At 59.4% G+C, this 18,995-nt stretch carries 17 protein-coding genes and 1 pseudogene; 9 read left to right on the forward strand and 9 right to left on the reverse strand.

Annotation, left to right across the window (positions count from 1 at the left end):
• The first annotated feature begins 178 nt into the window (after positions 1 to 178).
• The 5 genes from hflK (ACQ4OE_RS14595) to cfaB all read left to right on the forward strand — a co-directional run bounded on the left by hflK (ACQ4OE_RS14595) (position 179) and on the right by cfaB (position 7,483).
• Entirely contained in the window at positions 179 to 2,140 is a 1,962-nt protein-coding gene (hflK, locus tag ACQ4OE_RS14595; protein ID WP_430947029.1) for a protease modulator HflK, read from the forward strand.
• The gene (hflC, locus tag ACQ4OE_RS14600; protein WP_430947030.1) at positions 2,137 to 3,177 is read left to right on the forward strand and encodes a protease modulator HflC; all 1,041 of its coding nucleotides are present in this window, start codon (positions 2,137 to 2,139) and stop codon (positions 3,175 to 3,177) included. The genes hflK (ACQ4OE_RS14595) and hflC overlap by 4 nt, the downstream gene beginning before the upstream one ends.
• Positions 3,174 to 4,223, forward strand: coding sequence for a protease modulator HflK (gene hflK, locus ACQ4OE_RS14605; RefSeq protein ID WP_430947031.1), 1,050 nt, complete (start codon positions 3,174 to 3,176; stop codon positions 4,221 to 4,223). Before hflC ends, hflK (ACQ4OE_RS14605) begins: the two co-directional genes overlap by 4 nt.
• Positions 4,220 to 6,127: a heavy metal translocating P-type ATPase gene (locus ACQ4OE_RS14610; RefSeq protein ID WP_430947032.1), complete on the forward strand. Its 1,908-nt coding sequence runs from the start codon at positions 4,220 to 4,222 to the stop codon at positions 6,125 to 6,127. The genes hflK (ACQ4OE_RS14605) and ACQ4OE_RS14610 overlap by 4 nt, the downstream gene beginning before the upstream one ends.
• A gap of 168 nt (positions 6,128 to 6,295) precedes the next feature.
• On the forward strand, positions 6,296 to 7,483 hold the full coding sequence (cfaB, locus tag ACQ4OE_RS14615; protein WP_430947033.1) for a C17 cyclopropane fatty acid synthase CfaB: 1,188 nt from the start codon (positions 6,296 to 6,298) through the stop codon (positions 7,481 to 7,483).
• A gap of 34 nt (positions 7,484 to 7,517) precedes the next feature.
• Here cfaB and cls read toward each other — a convergent pair whose 3' ends face one another.
• Positions 7,518 to 8,957 carry a cardiolipin synthase gene (cls, locus tag ACQ4OE_RS14620; RefSeq protein WP_430947034.1) on the reverse strand — a complete coding sequence of 480 codons (1,440 nt, stop codon included), beginning with the start codon at positions 8,955 to 8,957 and terminating at the stop codon, positions 7,518 to 7,520.
• Between the two features lie 131 nt (positions 8,958 to 9,088).
• Here cls and ACQ4OE_RS14625 point away from each other — a divergent pair, with 131 nt between their 5' ends.
• Positions 9,089 to 9,607 (forward strand): DUF3617 domain-containing protein, encoded by a 519-nt coding sequence (locus tag ACQ4OE_RS14625; protein ID WP_430947035.1) that lies wholly within the window; start codon positions 9,089 to 9,091, stop codon positions 9,605 to 9,607.
• Positions 9,608 to 9,692: 85 nt separating this feature from the next.
• Here the strand turns inward: ACQ4OE_RS14625 and ACQ4OE_RS14630 are convergent, their stop codons facing one another.
• Genes ACQ4OE_RS14630 through folE2 form a run of 6 tightly spaced genes read right to left on the reverse strand, consistent with a single transcriptional unit; the run spans position 9,693 to position 14,899 of the window.
• Entirely contained in the window at positions 9,693 to 11,024 is a 1,332-nt protein-coding gene (locus ACQ4OE_RS14630) for a dihydroorotase (RefSeq protein WP_430947036.1), read from the reverse strand.
• A 3-nt stretch (positions 11,025 to 11,027) separates the two neighbouring features.
• Positions 11,028 to 11,588: a carbonate dehydratase gene (locus ACQ4OE_RS14635; protein WP_122592964.1), complete on the reverse strand. Its 561-nt coding sequence runs from the start codon at positions 11,586 to 11,588 to the stop codon at positions 11,028 to 11,030.
• Positions 11,585 to 12,460, reverse strand: a complete 876-nt coding sequence (locus ACQ4OE_RS14640; RefSeq protein ID WP_430947037.1) for a metal ABC transporter substrate-binding protein — start codon at positions 12,458 to 12,460, stop codon at positions 11,585 to 11,587. Before ACQ4OE_RS14640 ends, ACQ4OE_RS14635 begins: the two co-directional genes overlap by 4 nt.
• Before the next feature lie 11 nt (positions 12,461 to 12,471).
• Positions 12,472 to 13,338, reverse strand: coding sequence for a metal ABC transporter permease (locus tag ACQ4OE_RS14645; RefSeq protein ID WP_430947038.1), 867 nt, complete (start codon positions 13,336 to 13,338; stop codon positions 12,472 to 12,474).
• Positions 13,338 to 14,006, reverse strand: coding sequence for a metal ABC transporter ATP-binding protein (locus ACQ4OE_RS14650; protein ID WP_430947039.1), 669 nt, complete (start codon positions 14,004 to 14,006; stop codon positions 13,338 to 13,340). Before ACQ4OE_RS14650 ends, ACQ4OE_RS14645 begins: the two co-directional genes overlap by 1 nt.
• A complete protein-coding gene (gene folE2 / locus ACQ4OE_RS14655) occupies positions 14,003 to 14,899 on the reverse strand; it encodes a GTP cyclohydrolase FolE2 (protein WP_430947040.1) in 897 nt (298 codons plus the stop codon). The genes ACQ4OE_RS14650 and folE2 overlap by 4 nt, the downstream gene beginning before the upstream one ends.
• 84 nt (positions 14,900 to 14,983) lie before the next feature.
• Between folE2 and ACQ4OE_RS14660 the strand changes: the two are divergent.
• A pseudogene (locus ACQ4OE_RS14660) lies at positions 14,984 to 16,196 on the forward strand (N-acetylmuramoyl-L-alanine amidase).
• Here the strand turns inward: ACQ4OE_RS14660 and ACQ4OE_RS14665 are convergent.
• Positions 16,193 to 16,570, reverse strand: a complete 378-nt coding sequence (locus tag ACQ4OE_RS14665; RefSeq protein WP_430947041.1) for a glutamine synthetase — start codon at positions 16,568 to 16,570, stop codon at positions 16,193 to 16,195. The pseudogene ACQ4OE_RS14660 and the gene ACQ4OE_RS14665 sit on opposite strands and share 4 nt — an antisense overlap.
• A gap of 219 nt (positions 16,571 to 16,789) precedes the next feature.
• On the opposite strand from ACQ4OE_RS14665, the gene zigA reads away from it, so the two are divergent.
• Complete coding sequence (zigA, locus tag ACQ4OE_RS14670; protein ID WP_430947042.1) at positions 16,790 to 17,995, forward strand: zinc metallochaperone GTPase ZigA; 1,206 nt, start codon at positions 16,790 to 16,792, stop codon at positions 17,993 to 17,995.
• Complete coding sequence (locus ACQ4OE_RS14675; protein ID WP_430947043.1) at positions 17,995 to 18,639, forward strand: DUF1826 domain-containing protein; 645 nt, start codon at positions 17,995 to 17,997, stop codon at positions 18,637 to 18,639. Before zigA ends, ACQ4OE_RS14675 begins: the two co-directional genes overlap by 1 nt.
• Here the strand turns inward: ACQ4OE_RS14675 and ACQ4OE_RS14680 are convergent.
• Positions 18,636 to 18,992, reverse strand: a complete 357-nt coding sequence (locus tag ACQ4OE_RS14680) for an NADH:ubiquinone oxidoreductase (protein ID WP_430947044.1) — start codon at positions 18,990 to 18,992, stop codon at positions 18,636 to 18,638. The genes ACQ4OE_RS14675 and ACQ4OE_RS14680 overlap by 4 nt on opposite strands.
• Positions 18,993 to 18,995 lie beyond the last annotated feature (3 nt).

An 18,995-nucleotide genomic window follows, 5' to 3' on the forward strand; every position in this document is an offset into this window, starting at 1 on the left:
AAAAATAGCGTTGGTTGAAAATTACGAACGTAATATGTGCGTTCCCGGACATTTCGGTCAAGGCTTCAGGCAAGCGACAGGTAGGGCGTCTTTGAATAAGGGTAATTGTGTACGAATATTTCACGCTTTTCGCTATATCGTAACGATATGAATCGTGGGCCAATGAATCTGGGGTGATATGCAAGTCGATCTGGAGGTGGAGGGCACGCAAGTGACCGGACTGCCGCGCTTTCAACAGGCGGCCACTCAGGGCTGCCGGCTGCGGCGCTGGGCTTTCGGGCTTGGCGGATTGGCGGGGGCTGGCTGGATCACGGCATTCTTCGTCGGGCTGTTTGCGCCGCAGTCGTTGTGGTTGCCGCTGCTGATCAATCAAAGCGCGGCGCTGCTCGTGCTGGTTGCCGGGCTGCAATCGGCGTGGTGGGTGACGCAGTGGCGTGCGCGGGTGATCAATCCTGTCGTGCTGACGCCGGTTGCCGAGGATGAACATTCTGCTGCGCAAGGTTGGTACGAACAGTTGCTGGATCGCCTCAGCCAGCGCGGTTTGCATGTGCTCAGCCAGATCGGCGCGGCAACGCTGTGGTTGGGCGGCTGTGCGTTGCTGGCGGTGCTGAGTATCGAACAGGTGTGGAACCTGGCGTTGCCCGCAGCAGCCGTTGGATTGTCCGCTTCCGTGGGGGCGGCGTTGGCGTTGCTGTTGGCGTTCGGTTTACTGGTGCTGGAGCGACAGTTCGCCCAGGAACACCCGACGCAATGGCCAGAAGCGCGATCACTGGCGCAACTGACGCGGGTAGCGATCATCAGCCTTGTGCTAGGTGCACTGTGTTTATTGTTCGCTGGCGAGAACGCCGTGTGGCCGGTTCGCGGTGCCGTTCTGATCGGGATCTTGCCTGGATTGGTCGCGATCGAGCTATCAATACGCGCCGTGCTTTCGGTTTTTAGTCCGCGTCGTGAACTGCTGGAACCGACTCTCTTGGCACGCAGTTTTGTCGCCGACATGCTGCGTTGGCCACCGCAGCCGCTGCTCGCTTTGCAGCACGAATTGCACAACCGCTTTGGCATCGATCTGCGGCAGATCTGGGCGTTCAGTTACATGCGCCGAGCGTTTGTGCCGGTGCTGGCATTAGTGGCTGCGGTGGGATGGTTGCTCACCGGCATCCATGAGATCCCGCTGCAGGGCCGTGGTATTTACGAGCGTTTTGGTAAACCGGTGCAGGTGTTTGGCCCCGGTTTGCACAGCGGTTTGCCTTGGCCGCTGGGGCGCGTGTTGATCGTCGAAAACGGCGTGGTGCATGAACTGGCAACTAGCGTCGGTGAGAACGCGGCGCCGCTGCAAGCTGATCCTGCTGAAGGCCCGGCGCCGATGACGGCCAATCGCTTGTGGGACGCCAGTCACGTCAACGACAAGTCGCAAGTCATCGCCAGCAGCCGTGGCGATCAGCAGAGCTTTCAGATCGTCAACATGGACGTGCGCTTCGTCTATCGCATTGGCCTGACTGATCAGGCCGCGCTGGACGCGACCTACAACAGCGCCGATGTGCCGACGCTGATTCGCAGCACCGCCAGCCGAATTCTGGTGCACGACTTTGCCTCGCGCACACTGGACGGTTTGCTCGGTGCAGACCGGGTAGGGCTGGGCGAAGAGATTGGGCGCGCGGTGCAAAGCGATCTGCAGCAACTCCACAGTGGCGTGGAAATTCTCGCCACGGTCGTTGAAGCCATTCATCCGCCGGCCGGTGCCGCCAACGCTTATCACAGTGTTCAAGCTGCGCAGATCGGCGCGCAAGCGTTGATCTCGCGCGAGCGCGGCGCGGCGGCCGAAGCAAGTAATCAGGCGCAATTGCAGGCCAGTCTTGCTCGCGATCAGGCCAGCGCCAATGCGCGCGAAACCAGTGCCACGGCGCAGGCGGCGGATCTGAAATTCAGCGCCGAACAAAAAGCCTACGCCAGTGCCGGCCAGGCCTTTGTGCTGGAGCAATACCTCGCGCAGCTCAGCCAAGGCCTGAGCAAAGCCAAATTGCTGGTACTCGATCATCGCCTCGGTGCTAGCAGCAATGCGCCGACCATCGACCTGCGCACCTTCACGCTGCCGGCTGACCCGACGCCCACGCGCACCACCGCTCAACCAGGAGTTGCCCATTGAGCCAGTCGCACACTCACGAACCGCATGATCACAGCGGCCACGATCACGGCCACGGCGGACACCACCATCACGGGCATCACCATCACCACGGAGCGCCGGAAGAGGCGGGGCCTTTCCCGTGGCGACGCATGGGTTGGGCAGTGTTGCTGGTGGCGTTCGCCATTGCTGCGGCGAGCCTGGTGCAAGTACGTTCAGGTGAAGCCACGGTCATCACTCGATTCGGCAATCCAGCGCGGGTACTGCTTGATCCGGGTTTGAGCTGGCGCTGGCCGGCGCCCTTCGAAGCGGCAATCCCCGTGGATTTGCGTTTGCGCACAACCTCCAGCGGCTTGCAGGACGTCGGTACCCGCGACGGTTTGCGCATTATCGTCCAGGCCTATGTGGCGTGGCAGGTGCAGGGCGACCCGGACAATGTGCAGCGTTTCATGCGCGCGGTGCAGAATCAGCCGGATGAAGCGGCACGGCAGATTCGCACTTTTGTGGGCTCGGCACTGGAAACCACGGCCAGCAGTTTCGATCTGGCGAATCTGGTGAATACCGATGCCAATCAAGTGCGTATTGCCGATTTCGAAGCGCAGTTGCGTCAGCAGATTGATCAGCAATTGCTCGCGACCTATGGCGTGCAGGTTGTGCAAGTCGGCATTGAGCGCTTGACCTTGCCGTCGGTGACGCTCACCGCGACGGTCGACCGCATGCGCGCCGAGCGTGAAACAATCGCCACCGAACGTACGGCGATTGGCAAACGTGAGGCCGCGCAAATTCGCTCCGCTGCCGAACGTGACGCGCGGATTGTCCAAGCCGATGCGACGGTGAAGGCCGCCGAAATCGAAGCGCAATCTCGCGTCGAAGCCGCGCAGATCTACGGCCGTGCTTATGCCAGTTCGCCGCAGCTGTATAACCTGCTGCGTTCGCTGGACACCCTCGGCACCATCGTCACTCCGGACACCAAGCTGATTCTGCGCACCGACGCCGCGCCATTTCGCGTGCTGGTCGATGGCCCGCCGACACTCGACAGCAAATCCGGATCGCAGCCATGAATGAAGAAGTTCCACGTGGAACACATGCGCTGAACAGCCCGTGGATTCAGGCCGGTCGTTTGGCGTTTTTCGCCCTGTACGCGGTGACGGTGCTGGCCGCACTGGCGTGGGCATTCTCCAATGTGCGGCAGATCGATCCGCAGAATCGCGCCGTAGTTTTGCACTTTGGCGCACTGGATCGCGTGCAAAACGCCGGCCTGTTATTGGCTTGGCCACAGCCGTTCGAACAGGTGATCTTGTTGCCAGCGGCGGATCGAGTCATCGAACGCCGAGTGGAAAACCTCTTGCGCAGCGATGAGGCGTTGAAGGCTGATCGCGTCGCTTCCTTCGCCACTCCGCTGAGCGATGCGCTGGCCGGCTCTGGTTATTTATTGACCGGTGATGCCGGCGTGGTGCAACTGGATGTGCGGGTGTTTTACAAAGTCACTGACCCTTACGACTTCGTCTTGCAGGCCGATCATGTGCTGCCGGCACTGGATCGATTGGTCACTCGCAGCGCGGTGGCACTGACTGCCGCGCGAGATCTCGACACCATTCTGGTCGCTCGCCCGGAGTTGATCGGTGCCGACAATCAAGCCGCGGAGCGCCGTGAAAGGCTGCGCGGCGATCTGGTGCAGGGCATCAACAAACGCTTGGCCGAGTTGAAGGAGAGCGGGCAGGGCATCGGTATCGAAGTGGCACGGGTCGATGTGCAATCGAGTCTGCCTGACCCCGCCGTAAGTGCGTTCAACGCCGTGCTGACCGCCAGTCAGCAAGCCGATAAAGCCGTGGCCAACGCGCGCACCGACGCCGAGAAACTGACCCAGACCGCCAACGAACAAGCCGACCGCACGCTGCAAGTGGCTCACGCACAGGCCGGTGAACGCTTGGCCAAAGCTTCGGCTGACACCGCAACGGTGTCGAGTCTGGCCAGTAGCACCGACCCGCAAATGCTCCTGCGTCTGTATCGCGAGCGCCTGCCGAAGATTCTCGGCCAGGCCGGTTCAGTGACCACGGTCGATCCGAAAGACGATTCACGCCTGATCATTCAGGGAGCCAGTAAATGACTGCGACGACCGCCGCACCGAGCCTGTTGTCCTCGGCCGAACAACGCCGCGCTGCTCGGCAGCTGACCCTCGCCATGCTTGCGCTGGGCTTGCTCGGTCTCGGTTTGATCTGGCGTTGGCTGGTGCCGGAGCAAACCGGTGTCAGTCAGTTGCTGCTAGGTTTCGCGTCTTTATTAGTCGCGGTCCCAGTGATGCGCTCGGCGTGGTACAGCCTGCGCTATCCGAGCCTGCACGGCATCACCGATCAATTGATTGCCTTGGCCATGCTCGGCGCATGGGCGACCGGTGATCTGCTGACGGCGGCGTTGCTGCCAATCATCATGATCTTTGGCCATGTGCTGGAAGAGCGCAGCGTCATCGGTTCCCAGGAGGCAATTCATGCGCTCGGGCAATTGACGCGTAGTCATGCGCGCAAGGTTCAGGCCGATGGTTCGATCATCGAAGTGGACAACGGCACCCTCAAATCCGGCGATATCGTTGAGGTGCGTGCGGGTGATCGTGTGCCGGCAGACGGACGGGTGATGTCCGGTCAGGCGAGTCTCGACACCGCGTCGATTACCGGCGAATCAGTGCCGGTCGAGGCGGGCCTCGGCATGAGCGTGTTTGGCGGCGCGATCAACCTCGACGGTCTGCTGCGCATTGAAGTGACCCGCACCGGTGATGAGTCGACCCTGGGCAAGGTCATCGCGCTGATGCAGAACGCCGAGCGCTCGAAACCACCGATCACCCGTTTGCTCGAACGCTATGCCGGCAGCTACATGGTGCTGGTGTTGCTGCTCGCAGCGGTGACCTGGTTTGTCACCAACGATGCGCAAGCGATGCTCGCGGTGTTGGTCGCAGCATGTCCGTGCGCGTTGGTGCTGTCGGCACCGGCCACAGCGATTGCCGGTGTGGCCGTGGCGGCGCGGCACGGGATTCTGATCCGCAGTTCGGCGTTTCTCGAGGAGTTGGCTGACCTGACCTCGCTGGTGGTCGACAAGACCGGCACGCTGACTTACGGCACTTTGCGTTTGCAGTCGATCGACAGCGCTCACACGGAGACGTCTGCGGTTACTGGGTTGGCGGCCAGTCTCGGCGCGGCCAGCAGTCACCCGGTCAGTCGAGCGTTGGCAGGATTGGTCGATCACGAACAGTCTGTGGTCTTGAGTGATATTCACGAGCGCCAAGGCTTCGGCGTGGTCGCCATGACGGCGAAAGGCGAAGCGGCGTTGGGTCGGCCAGAGTTGTTTGCGCAATTGGGCATCGTCACAACCGCCGTTCCCGAGCACGACGGCCCGATTGCCGGACTGTCGTTGAACGGTGAATTCCTCGCGTGGTTGCTGCTGGCCGACAGCGTCAAGCCGGAGGCTCGATTTGCCCTCGCTGAGTTACGGGAGTTAGGCTTGGGCCGGCAATTGCTGCTGACCGGGGATCGGCAAAGCGTCGCTCTGTCGCTGGCCAACGATGTCGGTTTACAAGAGGTCGAGGCTCAGGCCCTGCCCGAAGACAAGCTCAACCGCGTGCTCAAGGAAATCGACAACGGCTTCCGGCCGATGGTGGTGGGCGACGGCATCAATGATTCGCTGGCACTCAAGGCCGGCGTGGTTGGCGTGGCCATGGGCGCGGGCGGTGCAGACATCGCCCTGGCGTCGGCAGACATCGTTTTGATCGGCAGTGACCTGCGCCGCCTCGGCACTTGCGTGCGGCTCAGTCGCCAATGCCGCCGGACGTTGCAGGTCAACGTGATCATCGGTCTGGGCTGGACGCTGGCCATCGTGGTATTTGCCGCGTTCGGCTGGCTCGGTGCCGCGGGGGCAATGATCGCCGCGCTGTTGCACAACCTCAGCACGTTGTTGGTGCTGGGTAACGCCGGACGTTTGTTGCGTTTTCAGGAGCCTCTGCTAAAGATAAAAGAGCAGGATTGATCATTTTTTGAACTGCTTGCCGGGCTGTTGGTTTTTTAAATCAACAGTGTGGAAATACCTCTGATTGCCTTGGCGATTCATAGTCGGCGGCTATCAAATCGATAGCCTGCTATTTTTTCAGGATGGTCTACCCTCAGATCTGACGGTCTGAAACAAGGGGGATTTTCCATGCTCGCGCAACTTCCACCGGCCTTACAGAATCTGCAGCTTCCGCTTCGCCTGCGACTCTGGGACGGCCATGAGTTCAATCTCGGGCCGACGCCCAGCGTCACCATCGTGGTCAAGGACCCGCAGATGGTTACCCAGTTCACCCATCCAAGCCTCGATGCGCTGGGAGCGGCATTCGTCGAAGGCAAGCTGGAACTGGAGGGCTCGATCAGCGAGGTCATCCGGGTCTGCGATGAATTGAGCAATGCGTTGCTCGGCGACGATGATGACAGCCATCCTGTGCGCACCTTGCACGACAAGGAAACCGACGCCAAAGCCATCTCCTACCATTACGACCTGTCCAACGCGTTCTACCAGCTCTGGCTGGACAGCGACATGGCGTATTCCTGCGCGTATTTCGAAACGGGCAGCGAATCCCTCGAACAGGCGCAACAAGCCAAATTCCGTCATTTATGCCGCAAGCTGCGTTTGCAGCCGGGCGACTATCTGCTGGATGTCGGTTGCGGCTGGGGCGGGTTGGCGCGGTATGCCGCGCGAGAGTTCGGCGCGAAAGTCTTCGGCATCACCCTGAGCAAGGAGCAGCTGGAGCTGGCGCGCGAGCGAGTCAAAGCTGAAGGCCTTGAAGACCAGATTGAACTGCAATTGCTCGACTATCGCGATCTGCCTCAGGACGGGCGTTTCGACAAGGTGGTCAGCGTCGGCATGTTCGAACACGTCGGCCACGCTAATCTGGCCGAGTACTGCAAAACCCTGTTCGGCGCGGTGAAGGAGGGCGGTCTGGTGATGAACCATGGCATTACCGCCAAGCACACCGATGGCCGTCCGGTCGGGCGCGGCGCCGGGGATTTCATCGAGAAATACGTGTTCCCCAATGGCGAGCTGCCACACCTGTCGATGATCTCCGCCGAGATCAGCGAAGCCGGGCTCGAAGTGGTGGACGTCGAAAGCCTGCGTCTGCACTACGCGCGTACGCTGGATCACTGGAGCGAGCGCTTGGAGGACAACCTTGAAGCCGCCGGCAAACTGGTGCCGGATCAAGCGCTGCGCATCTGGCGCTTGTACCTGGCCGGTTGCGCCTACGCGTTTGCGCGCGGCTGGATCAATCTGCATCAGATCCTGGCGGTCAAAGCGCATCCGGATGGCAGCCATGAACTGCCATGGACCCGCGACGACATCTATCACCCTTGATGCTCTCTAGGTCCTCCAGCCGATGAGGGGGGATTCAGAGAATCGGTGAAATCAGCCGGGCGATCCGCATGCCGACTTGTTGCAGTCGATGGATCTCCCGGCTTTCTTCTTTGGCGATTTCGTAGGATTGCTCGAAATCCTGATTGAGCATGTGTTCCACGCTGGCAGCGAAGTCGCTGTCGACGGTCAGCAGCATCACTTCGAAGTTCAGGCGGAACGAGCGGTTGTCCAGATTGGCGCTGCCGATAGCGCTGATTTCGCTGTCGATCAACACCACTTTCTGATGCAGAAAACCGGGTTCATAGCGGAACACCCGCACGCCGGCGCGCACCGCTTCAAAGGCGTAAAGGCTGGAGGCGGCGTAGACGATGCGGTGATCGGGGCGCGAGGGCAGCAGCAGTCGCACGTCGACGCCACGCAGCACGGCCAGTCTCAGCGCGGCGAACACGGCTTCGTCGGGGATGAAATAAGGGCTGGTGATCCACACGCGTTCGGTGGCGGCGTGGATCGCTTCGACGAAGAACAGCGAGCAGGTTTCGTAGGCGTCTGCCGGGCCGCTGGCTAGCAGTTGGCAGAGCACACCGTCGTCGGGGTATTCATCCGGCAGGATCAGCGGCGGCAAGGTGCGTGCGGCCCAGAACCAGTCTTCGGCAAAGGATTCCTGCATGCACGCCACCACCGGACCGCGCACTTTGACGTGGGTATCACGCCACGGTGCCAGCGGTGGTTTCTCACCCATGTATTCGTCGCCGACGTTGTGTCCGCCGACAAATCCCACTACGCCGTCGACCACGACGATTTTGCGATGGTTGCGGAAGTTGACCTGAAATCGATTGAGCCAGCCGCTGCGGGTGGCGAAGGCTTTCACCTCGACGCCGCCATCGCGCAGTGTCTGCACATAACTGTGGGGCAGGGCGTGGCTGCCGATGCCGTCGTAGAGCAAGTGAATCGACACGCCCTCGGCAGCTTTCTTCAGCAGCAAATCGCGCAGGCGCTGGCCGAGGCGGTCATCGTGGATGATAAAAAACTGGATCAGCACGGCTTCTTTCGCCTGATCGATGGCGCGGAAAATTGCCTCGAACGTGGCGGTGCCGTTTATTAAAAGCTGTACTTCGTTGTTGGCCAGGCAGGGCATGCGACCCAGTTTGGGCATTGCGCGCAACGAGGCGTAGGCACTGGAGGCGCGCGCGGTGAGGGCTTCTTCCACCCATGGGCGCCAGTTCAGCTCGGAGATGGCCTGACGCATTTGCTCGTTGGCCTGGCGCCGCGCCTTGATATAGCCATCGAACGTGCTGCGGCCAAACACTAGGTATGGAATTAGCGTGAGGTAAGGAATGAAGATCAGCGACAATGCCCAGGCGATCGAGCCTTGAGCCGTGCGCACGGTGAGCACCGCATGAACGGCGGCGATCAAGCCGAGGGTGTGTATCAGGGCGATCAGATAACCGAAAATGTGCGGTCCAAAATAATCCATGGGGCAGCCTTGCTCCGGAAGATTCAATGCTTAACAGACCATGTTCTGTCGCGAATGTCGCTATTTAATTGGCGCATGAACCGAAGCAACCGGCCGACGTCTAACGGCCACTACTGATCAGGAGTTTTTCGATGAACGTTCGTCTGCTGAGTTTGGCGCTGGGCCTGGGTTTGGCATTGCCGGTAGTTGCGCAAGCGCAGATGCTGCAGCCGGGGCTGTGGGAAATGACATCGAGCAACGTCAAGGTCGATGACCAGCCGATGGATGTGCAATCGATCCTCGGTCAACTGCAAGGGCAGATGACCCCGCAACAGCGCGCAGCGCTGGAGAAGAACGGGATCAATATCGGCGGCAAGGGCATCCGCGCCTGCCTGACGCCAGAGCAGGTGGCGACCAACGACATTCCATTGGCGGACCCGCAGTCGGGCTGCAAACAGCAGATCACCGATCGCACCGGCAATCAGTGGAAATTCCGCTTCAGCTGCCCGAAAGCCCAGGGCACCGGCGTGGCGACGTTCCTCAGTGATCGCGAGTTCACCACCGTGGCCAACGGCACGTTCAATGCGATCGGGATCAACCAGAAGGGCAGCCTTGAGACGCGCGCAGTTTGGTTGGGCCAGGATTGCGGCGCGGTTAAGCCCCGCGCCTAAAAAGCATCGCCAGTAGGGCTGGCTTCCACAGGAGAATGCATTCCAACTGTGGGAGCTACCCCTGCTAGCGATGGCATCTTTGGATTCAGCGCATAAACCTCAGCGCCAACCCGCGACAACTCTCATTCACCCGACCCTCCTGCCAGGCAATCTGCCCCGACACGATCGTCGTGCTCACCCGATGGCGAAAGCTGCGACCGGCAAACGGCGTCCAGCCGCACTGCGACAGAATCGGTTGTCGATCGACCTCCAGCGTCTGCGGTTCAAGCAGCACCAGATCAGCCCAGTACCCTTCTCGCAAATAACCACGATCCGGAATCGCAAACAGATCCGCGACGCGATGGCTGGTCTTCGCTACCAAGGTCGTGATCGGCAAAAATCCATCCGCCACCAGCTCCGTTAACGCTGGCAACGCATGCTGCAGCAATGGCAATCCCGCCGGCGCTTGCGCATAAGGCCGCTGCTTTTCTTCCCAGGTATGCGGCGCATGATCGCTGCCAATAACGTCCAATCGATTGCTGTTCAAAGCCTCACGCAGGGCATCGCGATCCGCTTGGGTTTTGATCGCCGGGTTGCACTTGATCAGGTTGCCGAGGCCTGGGTAATCGCGGTCATCGAACAACAAATGATGCAGACAGACCTCAGCAGTGATGCGTTTTTGAGGCAGTGGTTTGTCCTCGAACAATGCCAGTTCGCGCGCCGTGGTCAGGTGCAAAACATGCAGGCGCGTCCCGTGCCGTTTCGCTAACTCGACCGCCAATGAAGAGGAGCGATAACACGCCTCGGCATCGCGGATGAGTGGGTGAGCGGCGGGCGGAATTCGCTCGCCGAACAGCTCGCGCAGATTGGCGGCGTTGGCGTCGATGCTCGGTGTGTGCTCGCAGTGGGCCAACAGGATGGTCGGCACTTCGGCGAACAGCCGTTCGAGGATGTGTGGATCATCCACGAGCATGTTGCCGGTCGAGGCGCCCATAAAGACTTTCACCCCGGCCACTTCGCACGGATTGAGCGCGGCGATGGTGTCGAGGTTGTCCCGGCTCACGCCGAAGTGAAAGCCGTAATTGGCCACCGAACTAATTGCCGCCCGACGTTTTTTATCTGCCAGTGCGTCGAGGTCGAGAGTGGCCGGATTGGTATTGGGCATATCCATGAAGCTGGTGATGCCACCGGCAACGGCCGCGCGCGATTCACTGTGAAAGCTGCCCTTCGCCGGCGCGCCCGGTTCGCGGAAATGCACCTGATCATCGATCATCCCCGGCAGCAGCCATTGGCCGTTCGCGTCGATTTCCACCTTTGCGTTTTCGCCTTCAATGCTGCGGGCGATCTTGACGATGCGTCCATTGCTGACCAACAAATCCCCGTCGAACTCGCGCCCCTCGTTGACCAGTCTTGCGTTGCGAATCAGCACGCTGCTCATGGCTCAGAACTCGTTCTGCAAGGCTTTGTAGCCACGCACCAGATCGACGTTGGTGCGCGCTACGTCTTCGGAAAACTCCGAGGCACTGACACTCACCGGCGGGAATTGCGTGAGGTCGGTGTTCGGTCCGATGCGGGTGGTGGAGGGCACGTAGAACGCGTCGGGCAAATCCCGACCATCGACCACTGAGTTGTGTCGGACCACGCAACCGTTGCCGACGACGCAGTTGAACAACACGCTGTTGAAGCCAATGAACACGCGATCACCGACCACGCACGGGCCATGTACGATCGAGCGGTGGGCGATCGAAGTGAATTCGCCGATGGTCACTGCCGCGCCGGATTTTGAGTGGATCACCACGCCGTCCTGAATGTTCGAATTGGCGCCGATGGTGATCGGCTCCATGTCGCCCGAGGCGTCCACTTCGTCGGCACGGATCACCGCGTAGGGGCCGACGAAAACGTTTTCGCCGATCACCACTTTGCCGCAGATGATTGCGGTTTTGTCGACGTAGGCCGACTCGGCAATCTGCGGTAAATCACCTGAAGGATTCTTGCGGATCATGGTTTGCTCAGCGCGTCGTAGAGGGTGTCGAGGTTGTATTCGAACAGACCGGTGAAGGTGCTGGCCGGGCCGCTGGCCGCGAGGGCGTCGGAGTACAACGTGCCGCCGATGTGTGCGCCGCTTTCATCGGCAATCTGCTTGAGCAGACGCGCGTCCTTGATGTTTTCCATGAACAGGGCTTTGACTTTGGCTTGGCGGATCTGGGTGATCAGTGCAGCCACTTCGGCGGCCGAGGGTTCGCGCTCGGTAGACAAACCTTGTGGCGCCATGAAGTCGATGCCGTAGGCCTGGCCGAGATAACCGAAGGCGTCGTGGCTGGTGACGATCTTGCGATTGCCTGGCGGCAACGAGCCGAGTTTGCTTTTGGCTTCGGCGAGCAACGCGTAGATCTGCTTGAGGTAAGTTTTGCTGTTGCGTTCGTAGTCGGCTTTGTTCGCCGGGTCGGCGGCGATCAGCGCTCGGGTGATGTTGGCGATGTACAACTCGGTGTTCGCCAGATTGTGCCAGGCATGCGGGTCGGGCACGGTTTCGCCGTCCTCATCCAGTGAGCGTGGAATCACACCATGGCTGGCACTGATGACGGTCGCTTTGGTTTCGGTGCTGGTCACCAACCGATCCAGCCACGGCTCGAAACCGAGCCCGTTCTTGATAATGAGTTTGGCGCTGAGCAACGCTTTGGCATCGTCCGGCGTCGGCTCGTAGGTGTGCGCGTCTGCGTCCGGGCCGACCATATTGGTGATCTGAATATGCTCGCCGCCGACCTGATGGACCATGTCGGCAAGGATGCTGAAGCTGGTCACTACCGGTAGTTTTTCCGCCGCCGACAATGACATCGACAGCAGCAGGCTGAACAACACGAGAAGAACGCGCATCGGGAAACACCTCATTGGGATGTGAGCAAAGGCGGGCGGCGCAGCAGACCGTGAACCGGCCCGAACACCACCGACAGCAGATAACCGGCGCCTGCGACCAGCACGATGGCCGGGCCGCTCGGCAGCGAGTAGTAGAACGACAGCAGTAGGCCGAACCACACCGAGAGGCATCCGATGACGGCGGCAATGGCTATCAGGATCGGCAGCCGGCGACTCCAGAATCGCGAAGCTGCGGCGGGGAGCATCATCAGTCCGACCACCATCAACGCGCCGATGGCCTGGAAACCGATCACCAGATTGAGCACCACCAGGGTCAGAAATACGCCGTGAGCAAGTGGTCCGAGGCGGCTGACGGTTCTGAGAAACAGTGGGTCGAGGGTGTCGAGCAGCAGCGGTTTATAGATCAGCGACATGGCGATCAGGCTGAATCCCGAGACCCACAACATGCCGGTTAGGGTCGGACCGTCGACGGCCAATGCTGAGCCGAACAGCAGATGAAGCAGGTCGAGGCGTTTGCCGGCGATGCCGAGAATCAGCACGCCGCTGGCGAGTGAGATCGGATAGATCGCGGCGAGGCTGGCGTCCTCGCGCAGACCGGTGCGGCGGGTGATCCATGCGGCGAGTCCGGCCATGCTCAGGCCGGCGCCGAGGCCGCCGATTGTTAGGGCGGGAAGACTCAAACCGGCGAACCAGAAACCTAGTGCGGCACCGGGGAGGATGCCGTGGGCAACCGCGTCACCGATCAGGCTCATCCTCCTCAGAATCAAAAATACGCCGAGTGGCGCTGTGCTGCAGGCCAAGACCAAACCGCCCAATAGCGCACGGCGCATGAATACGAACTCGTTGAACGGCTGCCAGAAGTGGGTGACGGCGAGCATCAGGCCACCTGCGTTTGAGGCGTTTGCTGGATCAGTTCGACGCTGGCGCCGTACACGCATTCACGGTTTTTGATCAGCAAGGTTTGCGGGATGTGTTGGCGTACGGCGGCGAGGTCATGGCACACGACGACCAGTGTTCGACCTTCTTTATGCCAAGCGTGGATGTGTTGCCAGAGTAGTTGTTGGCCGAGTTCATCAAGAGCGGCGTGGGGTTCGTCGAGGAGGTGAACGGGAGCATCGGTCAGACTCAAGCGGGCCAGCAAGGCGCGTTGTAATTCACCACCCGACAGCGCCATGAGTGGTCGTCGTTCGAGGCCGCTCAGGTGCCAGTTTTCCAAGGCGTTTCTGAGGCGTTGTGCGCGCAGATGGGTGGAAAGTCGACGTCCCCAAAATCCTGCGGAGATCAGTTCTTCCAGGCTTATGGGGAACTGGCGATCCAAGTGTTGCTGTTGAGGCAGGAAGGACAATCCGCTTTGACGTGGAACACTCAGGGTGACTTTTCCTGCCAAAGGTTTTTGCAACCCGGCGATGACCTTCAACAGGCTGCTCTTGCCGCAGCCGTTAGCTCCGATGATGGCTGTCAGGCTGCCGCTCTCCAGCTCAAGATTCAGAGGGGACGTTAACGGTTGGCCAGGTGCGCCCCAGCTCAGGGCTTGGCAGCGAATCATGCTTGCTCGCGCTGCCAGTGGCTTTCAGCGACGGCGTCATGAGCGTGAAGGCTTTCGGCGTGGATCACCCGAAGATGGAATTGGTTGATGCCGGGAGTTCTGCGAAGCGCTAGGTTCAGTCGGCGTGCGGCGTCCTCGCAGAACATCAGGTTCTGTCCGTTGGCGAGGGCAAAGGCTTGTTCGTCTGCGCGCTTTACGGCGGTTTGCACGGCGGTGCCGAGGGCAGCTTCGGCGTCATTGATGATCACGCTGAGCGGTAATTCATCGATGAATTCGTCAAGGTGAAGGTGCAATTGCGCGGTGCTGCGTTGGCTATGAGGCGTGGCGACGATCCCTTTAGTCGAGCCGAGCCAAGCCAGAATGTCTGCGTGCTGAATAGATTTATTGGCGAAGTCGTCGATGAATTGTTGCTGAATCAACTGTCGTGCCAAGGCTGCGGAACATGGGCACGTGGACGAATAGGGCACATCGATTTTGAGTTCCACGTGGAACATCTGGTTTTTGAGGCTTCCCGAAATCGTAGTTGGATAGGATTTCCAACCGGCTAATGGGCTGATCAGTGCGGGTCTCTTGAGCAGTAAGTTGGTGTGTATATTCAGATAGGCACAGTTCGATAAGCCTTCGTGAGTCATGAGGAAATGCTTGAGTACCTGATGCAGGAGGGCAGGGGACAGGTTCTCCTGTTCGAGCGCCTCCAGTGCCAGGTACAGCCGGGACATATGAATGCCACGTGCCTCGCCATCATCCAGACTTACCCCCGCATCAACCTTCGCACTCAAGCGTTGGCCTTCCAATAAAACAGGTAACGCGATGCCGTGCATGCCCACCCATTCGAGCGGTAGGGCTTGGCGAGCGAATTGCGCGGCGATATCCGGGAGTGTCATCGAATTCATGTTCGGGACCATCGTGTTGATTGAATTCGATGTTACATTATAACAGTTCGAATCACGATGCCTTTTTCATGAACAGGCTTTCATATGCACAGACGCCATCTGCTTAATTTGATTCTGGGCAGCGCGGTCTTCGCCCTTCCTTTCAGTGTTTCGGCGACGCAAATTCGCAGCGCGCGGCTTTGGCGTTCTGATGAAAAGCTACGACTGGTATTCGATTTGAGCGGCCCGGTGCAATACAAAACGTTCACGCTCAGCGCTCCGGAACGGCTGATTATTAATGTGTCCGGGGCAAGCCTGAGCGCAGACTTCGGCCAGTTAGCGCTGGATGGCACGATGATTCGTTCGATTCGATTCGATTCGATCCGGGCCTTTTGGCCGGGTAGATACGCGAATTGTTCTCGATCTGAGCAATCCCGTACTGCTCAACAGCTTCCTTTTGGCGCCGCAGGACGGCCAGAGTCATCGACTGGTTCTGGATTTAGTCAACGCGAAAACGGCGCCTAGGTCGCCAATGGTTCCACGTGAAACACCTCGGATCGGCATTCATCCGAAGCGCGACATCATCGTAGTTGTCGACCCAGGACATGGCGGAAAGGACCCCGGAGCGGTCGGCGCGAAAGGTGAGCGGGAAAAAGATGTGGTGCTTTCCATTGCTCAGCTACTCACCAAACGCCTGAAAAAGGAGAAAGGATTCGACGTAAAACTGGTGCGCAATGACGACTTCTTCGTGCCTTTACGTAAGCGCGTGGAGATTGCCCGTCAGCATAAAGCCGATATGTTTATCTCGGTGCACGCTGATGCTGCGCCGCGGCTGACTGCTTCGGGAGCCTCGGTGTATTGCCTGTCGGAGGGTGGCGCTACATCCGCGACGGCGCGTTTCATGGCGCAGCGTGAGAACGGCGCGGATCTGCTTGGCGCCACCCGTCTGCTCAATCTCAAGGACAAAGATCCAATGCTCGCCGGAGTAATTCTCGACATGTCCATGAACGCGACGATTGCTGCGAGTTTGCAGCTTGGTAACACGGTTCTCGGCAGCCTGGCTGGCATCACCACCCTGCATCAGAAGCGCGTGGAACAAGCCGGATTCGCGGTATTGAAATCGCCTGACGTGCCGTCAATTCTTGTTGAGACAGGCTTCATTTCTAATGCGCGCGACAGTCAACGATTGGTCACGGCGCGGCATCAACAGGCTATAGCGGATGGTTTATTTGAAGGTCTGCAGCGTTACTTTCAGAAGAATCCGCCCATCGACAGCTATCTCGCCTGGCAGAAGGAACAGCAAAATGCCCAGGCCTAGCAGCCGGCGATTCGACTGCAGGTGAACTTCGCGCTGTTGCCACCCGAGCTGGAAAAGCGGTTGATGGTCGTCCAGCCAACGCGACGGGTATAGCCAACCCATGCTTCACCGTCCGAAGCGATGCCCGTGAAGAACGTCAGTTGGCCGAAGCGGCTGTTGGTTTGAGCCCAGTAACGCTGGCCGTTCTTTTCAAATCCCCGCAGGTAAAGCGTGCTGCCGACGGTATTCACGCTGTAAGCGTTGCCGTCTGCGTCCACGCAGGCCAGCAAGTTGGCGCTGCGTGTGCAGGTCGCGAGCTCCGGTATCTGCGCCCATGCATTGCCGAAGACCATCATGCCTAGGCCCAACAGGGTGCATTTCAGCGCAGTTTTCATCGCGATTTCCGCAGCGGGGTGGCTCAGCTTCCTGCGCTTTGTCGCGTAAGACAAGAGCAGGGCTGGTGTATTTGCGTTGTTATACTATAACATAAATCGTAACCTAGCCTGAGCGGATCGATTAAAGCGTTTACCTTCAGCAAATCCATCGTATGAAGCAGCAAAACGCCAGGCGCTAGCAAATGCGCCAATCGGCTGCTATCCAAAGAGAATTATCCAATGTCAGCCGAATTGCCCGTCACCGTACTTTCAGGATTTTTGGGCGCCGGAAAAAGTACACTTTTGAATTACGTACTACGTAACCGAAAGGGTCTTCGCGTAGCGGTCATCGTCAATGACATGAGCGAAATCAACATCGATGGCATCGAAGTCCAGCGTGATGTCAGCCTGAACCGTGCAGAAGAAAAAATCGTCGAAATGAGCAACGGCTGTATCTGCTGTACGTTACGCGAGGATTTGCTCGAAGAAGTGAGCAAACTTGCCCGTGAAGGTCGCTTCGATTATTTGCTGATCGAATCCACCGGCATTTCCGAACCTTTGCCGGTCGCAGAGACCTTCACCTTCCGCGATGAGCACGGGCAAAGCCTCTCCGACATCGCGCGTCTCGACACGATGGTCACTGTAGTCGACGGTGTGAATTTCCTGCCGGACTACCAAGCTGCAGAAAGTCTCGCCTCACGCGGCGAGATTCTGGGCGAGGAAGACGAGCGCTCCATCACCGACCTGTTGATCGAGCAGATTGAGTTCGCCGACGTGCTGTTGATCAGCAAGATCGACCTGATCAGCCAGCCCGAGCGTGAGGAGTTGATCGCCATCCTCAAACGCCTCAACGCCCAAGCCGAAATCATTCCGATGGTGATGGGCGAGGTGCCGCTGGAGAAGATCCTCAATACCGGTCGTTTCGACTTCGAGAAAGCCGCGCAAGCACCGGGCTGGCTGCAGGAATTGCGCGGTGAGCACGTGCCGGAAACCGATGAATACGGCATCGCATCCACGGCCTACCGCGCGCGCCGGCCCTTTCACCCGCAGCGTTTTTTCAGCTTCATCGACCGTCCGTGGCTGAACGGCAAGTTGCTGCGCTCCAAAGGTTTCTTCTGGTTGGCAAGCAAACCTACAGACGCGGGAAGTTGGTCGCAGGCCGGCGGTTTGATGCGCCACGGATTCGCCGGACGCTGGTGGCGTTTCGTGCCGAAAAACCAGTGGCCACAGGATCAGGAAAGCACCGCAGCGATCATGGAAAACTGGACCCCAAGCGTAGGAGACTGTCGCCAAGAGCTGGTTTTCATCGGTCAGAACATCGATTTCCTACAGCTTTCCGACGAACTGGATGACTGCCTGCTCACCGATGAGGAAATGGCCCTCGGCGTCGAGGGTTGGCGTTTGCTGGCGGATCCATTCGGTCCTTGGCATGAAGAGGCCGCCTGATGCTCGCCCTCAAACTTTTGCAAAACCGCACGCGCCATCAGCATCAAGGCTCGTCACCCAAGGCGCTGACACGAATTCTCCAGGACGACATAAACCTTGCCGTCTGGCAGCGCCAAGTGCCGCTGCACATCCGCGAGTTCGCCGACTTGCTGTTGTCGCTTAACGAGCCTTTGGCGGAGTCGTTATGTCTGGAAATGGCTGATGAAGACGCAGAGCCTGATCTCGCCGGACTGGCGTCAGGCTTCCGTGACCTGGAAGGCTACGAAGGCTTTATGGAAGATCTGAAATGGCTGGTCAGCGCCTTCGCCTGCTTGCTGGGCGCCAAACGCATTGGCCTGCGCCTGCGGGTGCTCGATAAAGCCATGTGCCCGCGCTTTCACGTCGATCACGTGCCGGTGAGGCTGATCACCACGTACGCCGGCGCCGGCAGCCAATGGCTCAAGGAAGGTGCAATGGATAGAGCGCAACTGGGGCAGGCAAACGCCGAGCCCCAAGCACAGGTTCAGCAACTCGACAGCGGTGCAGTCGCGCTATTGAAAGGCGAGAAATGGCACGGCAATGAAGGCTTCGGACTCATCCATCGCTCGCCGCAACCGGCCGCTGGCGAGCGCCGATTAATACTGACTTTAGACTGGCTCGGTTAAGGCTTGAGCCAAGACCCTTGGCTGTGGCCTTCGCAATACGGCTTCAAATACGCCGCGTCAGTGGCAACACCGTAATAGTGGATGTCCTGGCGATAAGGCATATTGGCGACTTGCGCGTTGCTGCACACACCGAACGCACCGCTCGGGCATTCATCGACGTACTGCACCTCGACTTTCTGCCCGGCCAGCGTTGGTTGGCAGAAACCGTCGTTGAACAGTTTCTGCGGAATATTGCGGTTCTGCTGACAGACTTTGACGTCGAGCCGCTCGCCCTGACTGTGCACCACACAAGCCTGGGCCCACACTTCGCTCGACAGTGACGCCAACAGCAACGACCATCCCAACCAACGCATCTT

Origin of the sequence: Pseudomonas sp. WC2 (assembly GCF_050586545.1) — a bacterium.
Classification (GTDB): domain Bacteria; phylum Pseudomonadota; class Gammaproteobacteria; order Pseudomonadales; family Pseudomonadaceae; genus Aquipseudomonas.

What these genes read in the sequence shown, in the direction of transcription:
- cfaB (WP_430947033.1), top strand. Translation starts at nt 6,296, where the DNA reads ATGCTCGCGCAACTTCCACCGGCCTTACAGAATCTGCAGCTTCCGCTT.
- cls (WP_430947034.1), bottom strand. Translation starts at nt 8,957, where the DNA reads ATGGATTATTTTGGACCGCACATTTTCGGTTATCTGATCGCCCTGATA.
- ACQ4OE_RS14650 (WP_430947039.1), bottom strand. Translation starts at nt 14,006, where the DNA reads ATGATTCGCTGCCAAGCCCTGAGCTGGGGCGCACCTGGCCAACCGTTA.
- ACQ4OE_RS14630 (WP_430947036.1), bottom strand. Translation starts at nt 11,024, where the DNA reads ATGAGCAGCGTGCTGATTCGCAACGCAAGACTGGTCAACGAGGGGCGC.
- ACQ4OE_RS14645 (WP_430947038.1), bottom strand. Translation starts at nt 13,338, where the DNA reads ATGCTCGCCGTCACCCACTTCTGGCAGCCGTTCAACGAGTTCGTATTC.
- ACQ4OE_RS14640 (WP_430947037.1), bottom strand. Translation starts at nt 12,460, where the DNA reads ATGCGCGTTCTTCTCGTGTTGTTCAGCCTGCTGCTGTCGATGTCATTG.
- folE2 (WP_430947040.1), bottom strand. Translation starts at nt 14,899, where the DNA reads ATGAATTCGATGACACTCCCGGATATCGCCGCGCAATTCGCTCGCCAA.
- zigA (WP_430947042.1), top strand. Translation starts at nt 16,790, where the DNA reads ATGTCAGCCGAATTGCCCGTCACCGTACTTTCAGGATTTTTGGGCGCC.
- ACQ4OE_RS14665 (WP_430947041.1), bottom strand. Translation starts at nt 16,570, where the DNA reads ATGAAAACTGCGCTGAAATGCACCCTGTTGGGCCTAGGCATGATGGTC.
- ACQ4OE_RS14610 (WP_430947032.1), top strand. Translation starts at nt 4,220, where the DNA reads ATGACTGCGACGACCGCCGCACCGAGCCTGTTGTCCTCGGCCGAACAA.
- ACQ4OE_RS14680 (WP_430947044.1), bottom strand. Translation starts at nt 18,992, where the DNA reads ATGCGTTGGTTGGGATGGTCGTTGCTGTTGGCGTCACTGTCGAGCGAA.
- ACQ4OE_RS14625 (WP_430947035.1), top strand. Translation starts at nt 9,089, where the DNA reads ATGAACGTTCGTCTGCTGAGTTTGGCGCTGGGCCTGGGTTTGGCATTG.
- hflK (WP_430947029.1), top strand. Translation starts at nt 179, where the DNA reads ATGCAAGTCGATCTGGAGGTGGAGGGCACGCAAGTGACCGGACTGCCG.
- ACQ4OE_RS14675 (WP_430947043.1), top strand. Translation starts at nt 17,995, where the DNA reads ATGCTCGCCCTCAAACTTTTGCAAAACCGCACGCGCCATCAGCATCAA.
- hflK (WP_430947031.1), top strand. Translation starts at nt 3,174, where the DNA reads ATGAATGAAGAAGTTCCACGTGGAACACATGCGCTGAACAGCCCGTGG.
- ACQ4OE_RS14635 (WP_122592964.1), bottom strand. Translation starts at nt 11,588, where the DNA reads ATGATCCGCAAGAATCCTTCAGGTGATTTACCGCAGATTGCCGAGTCG.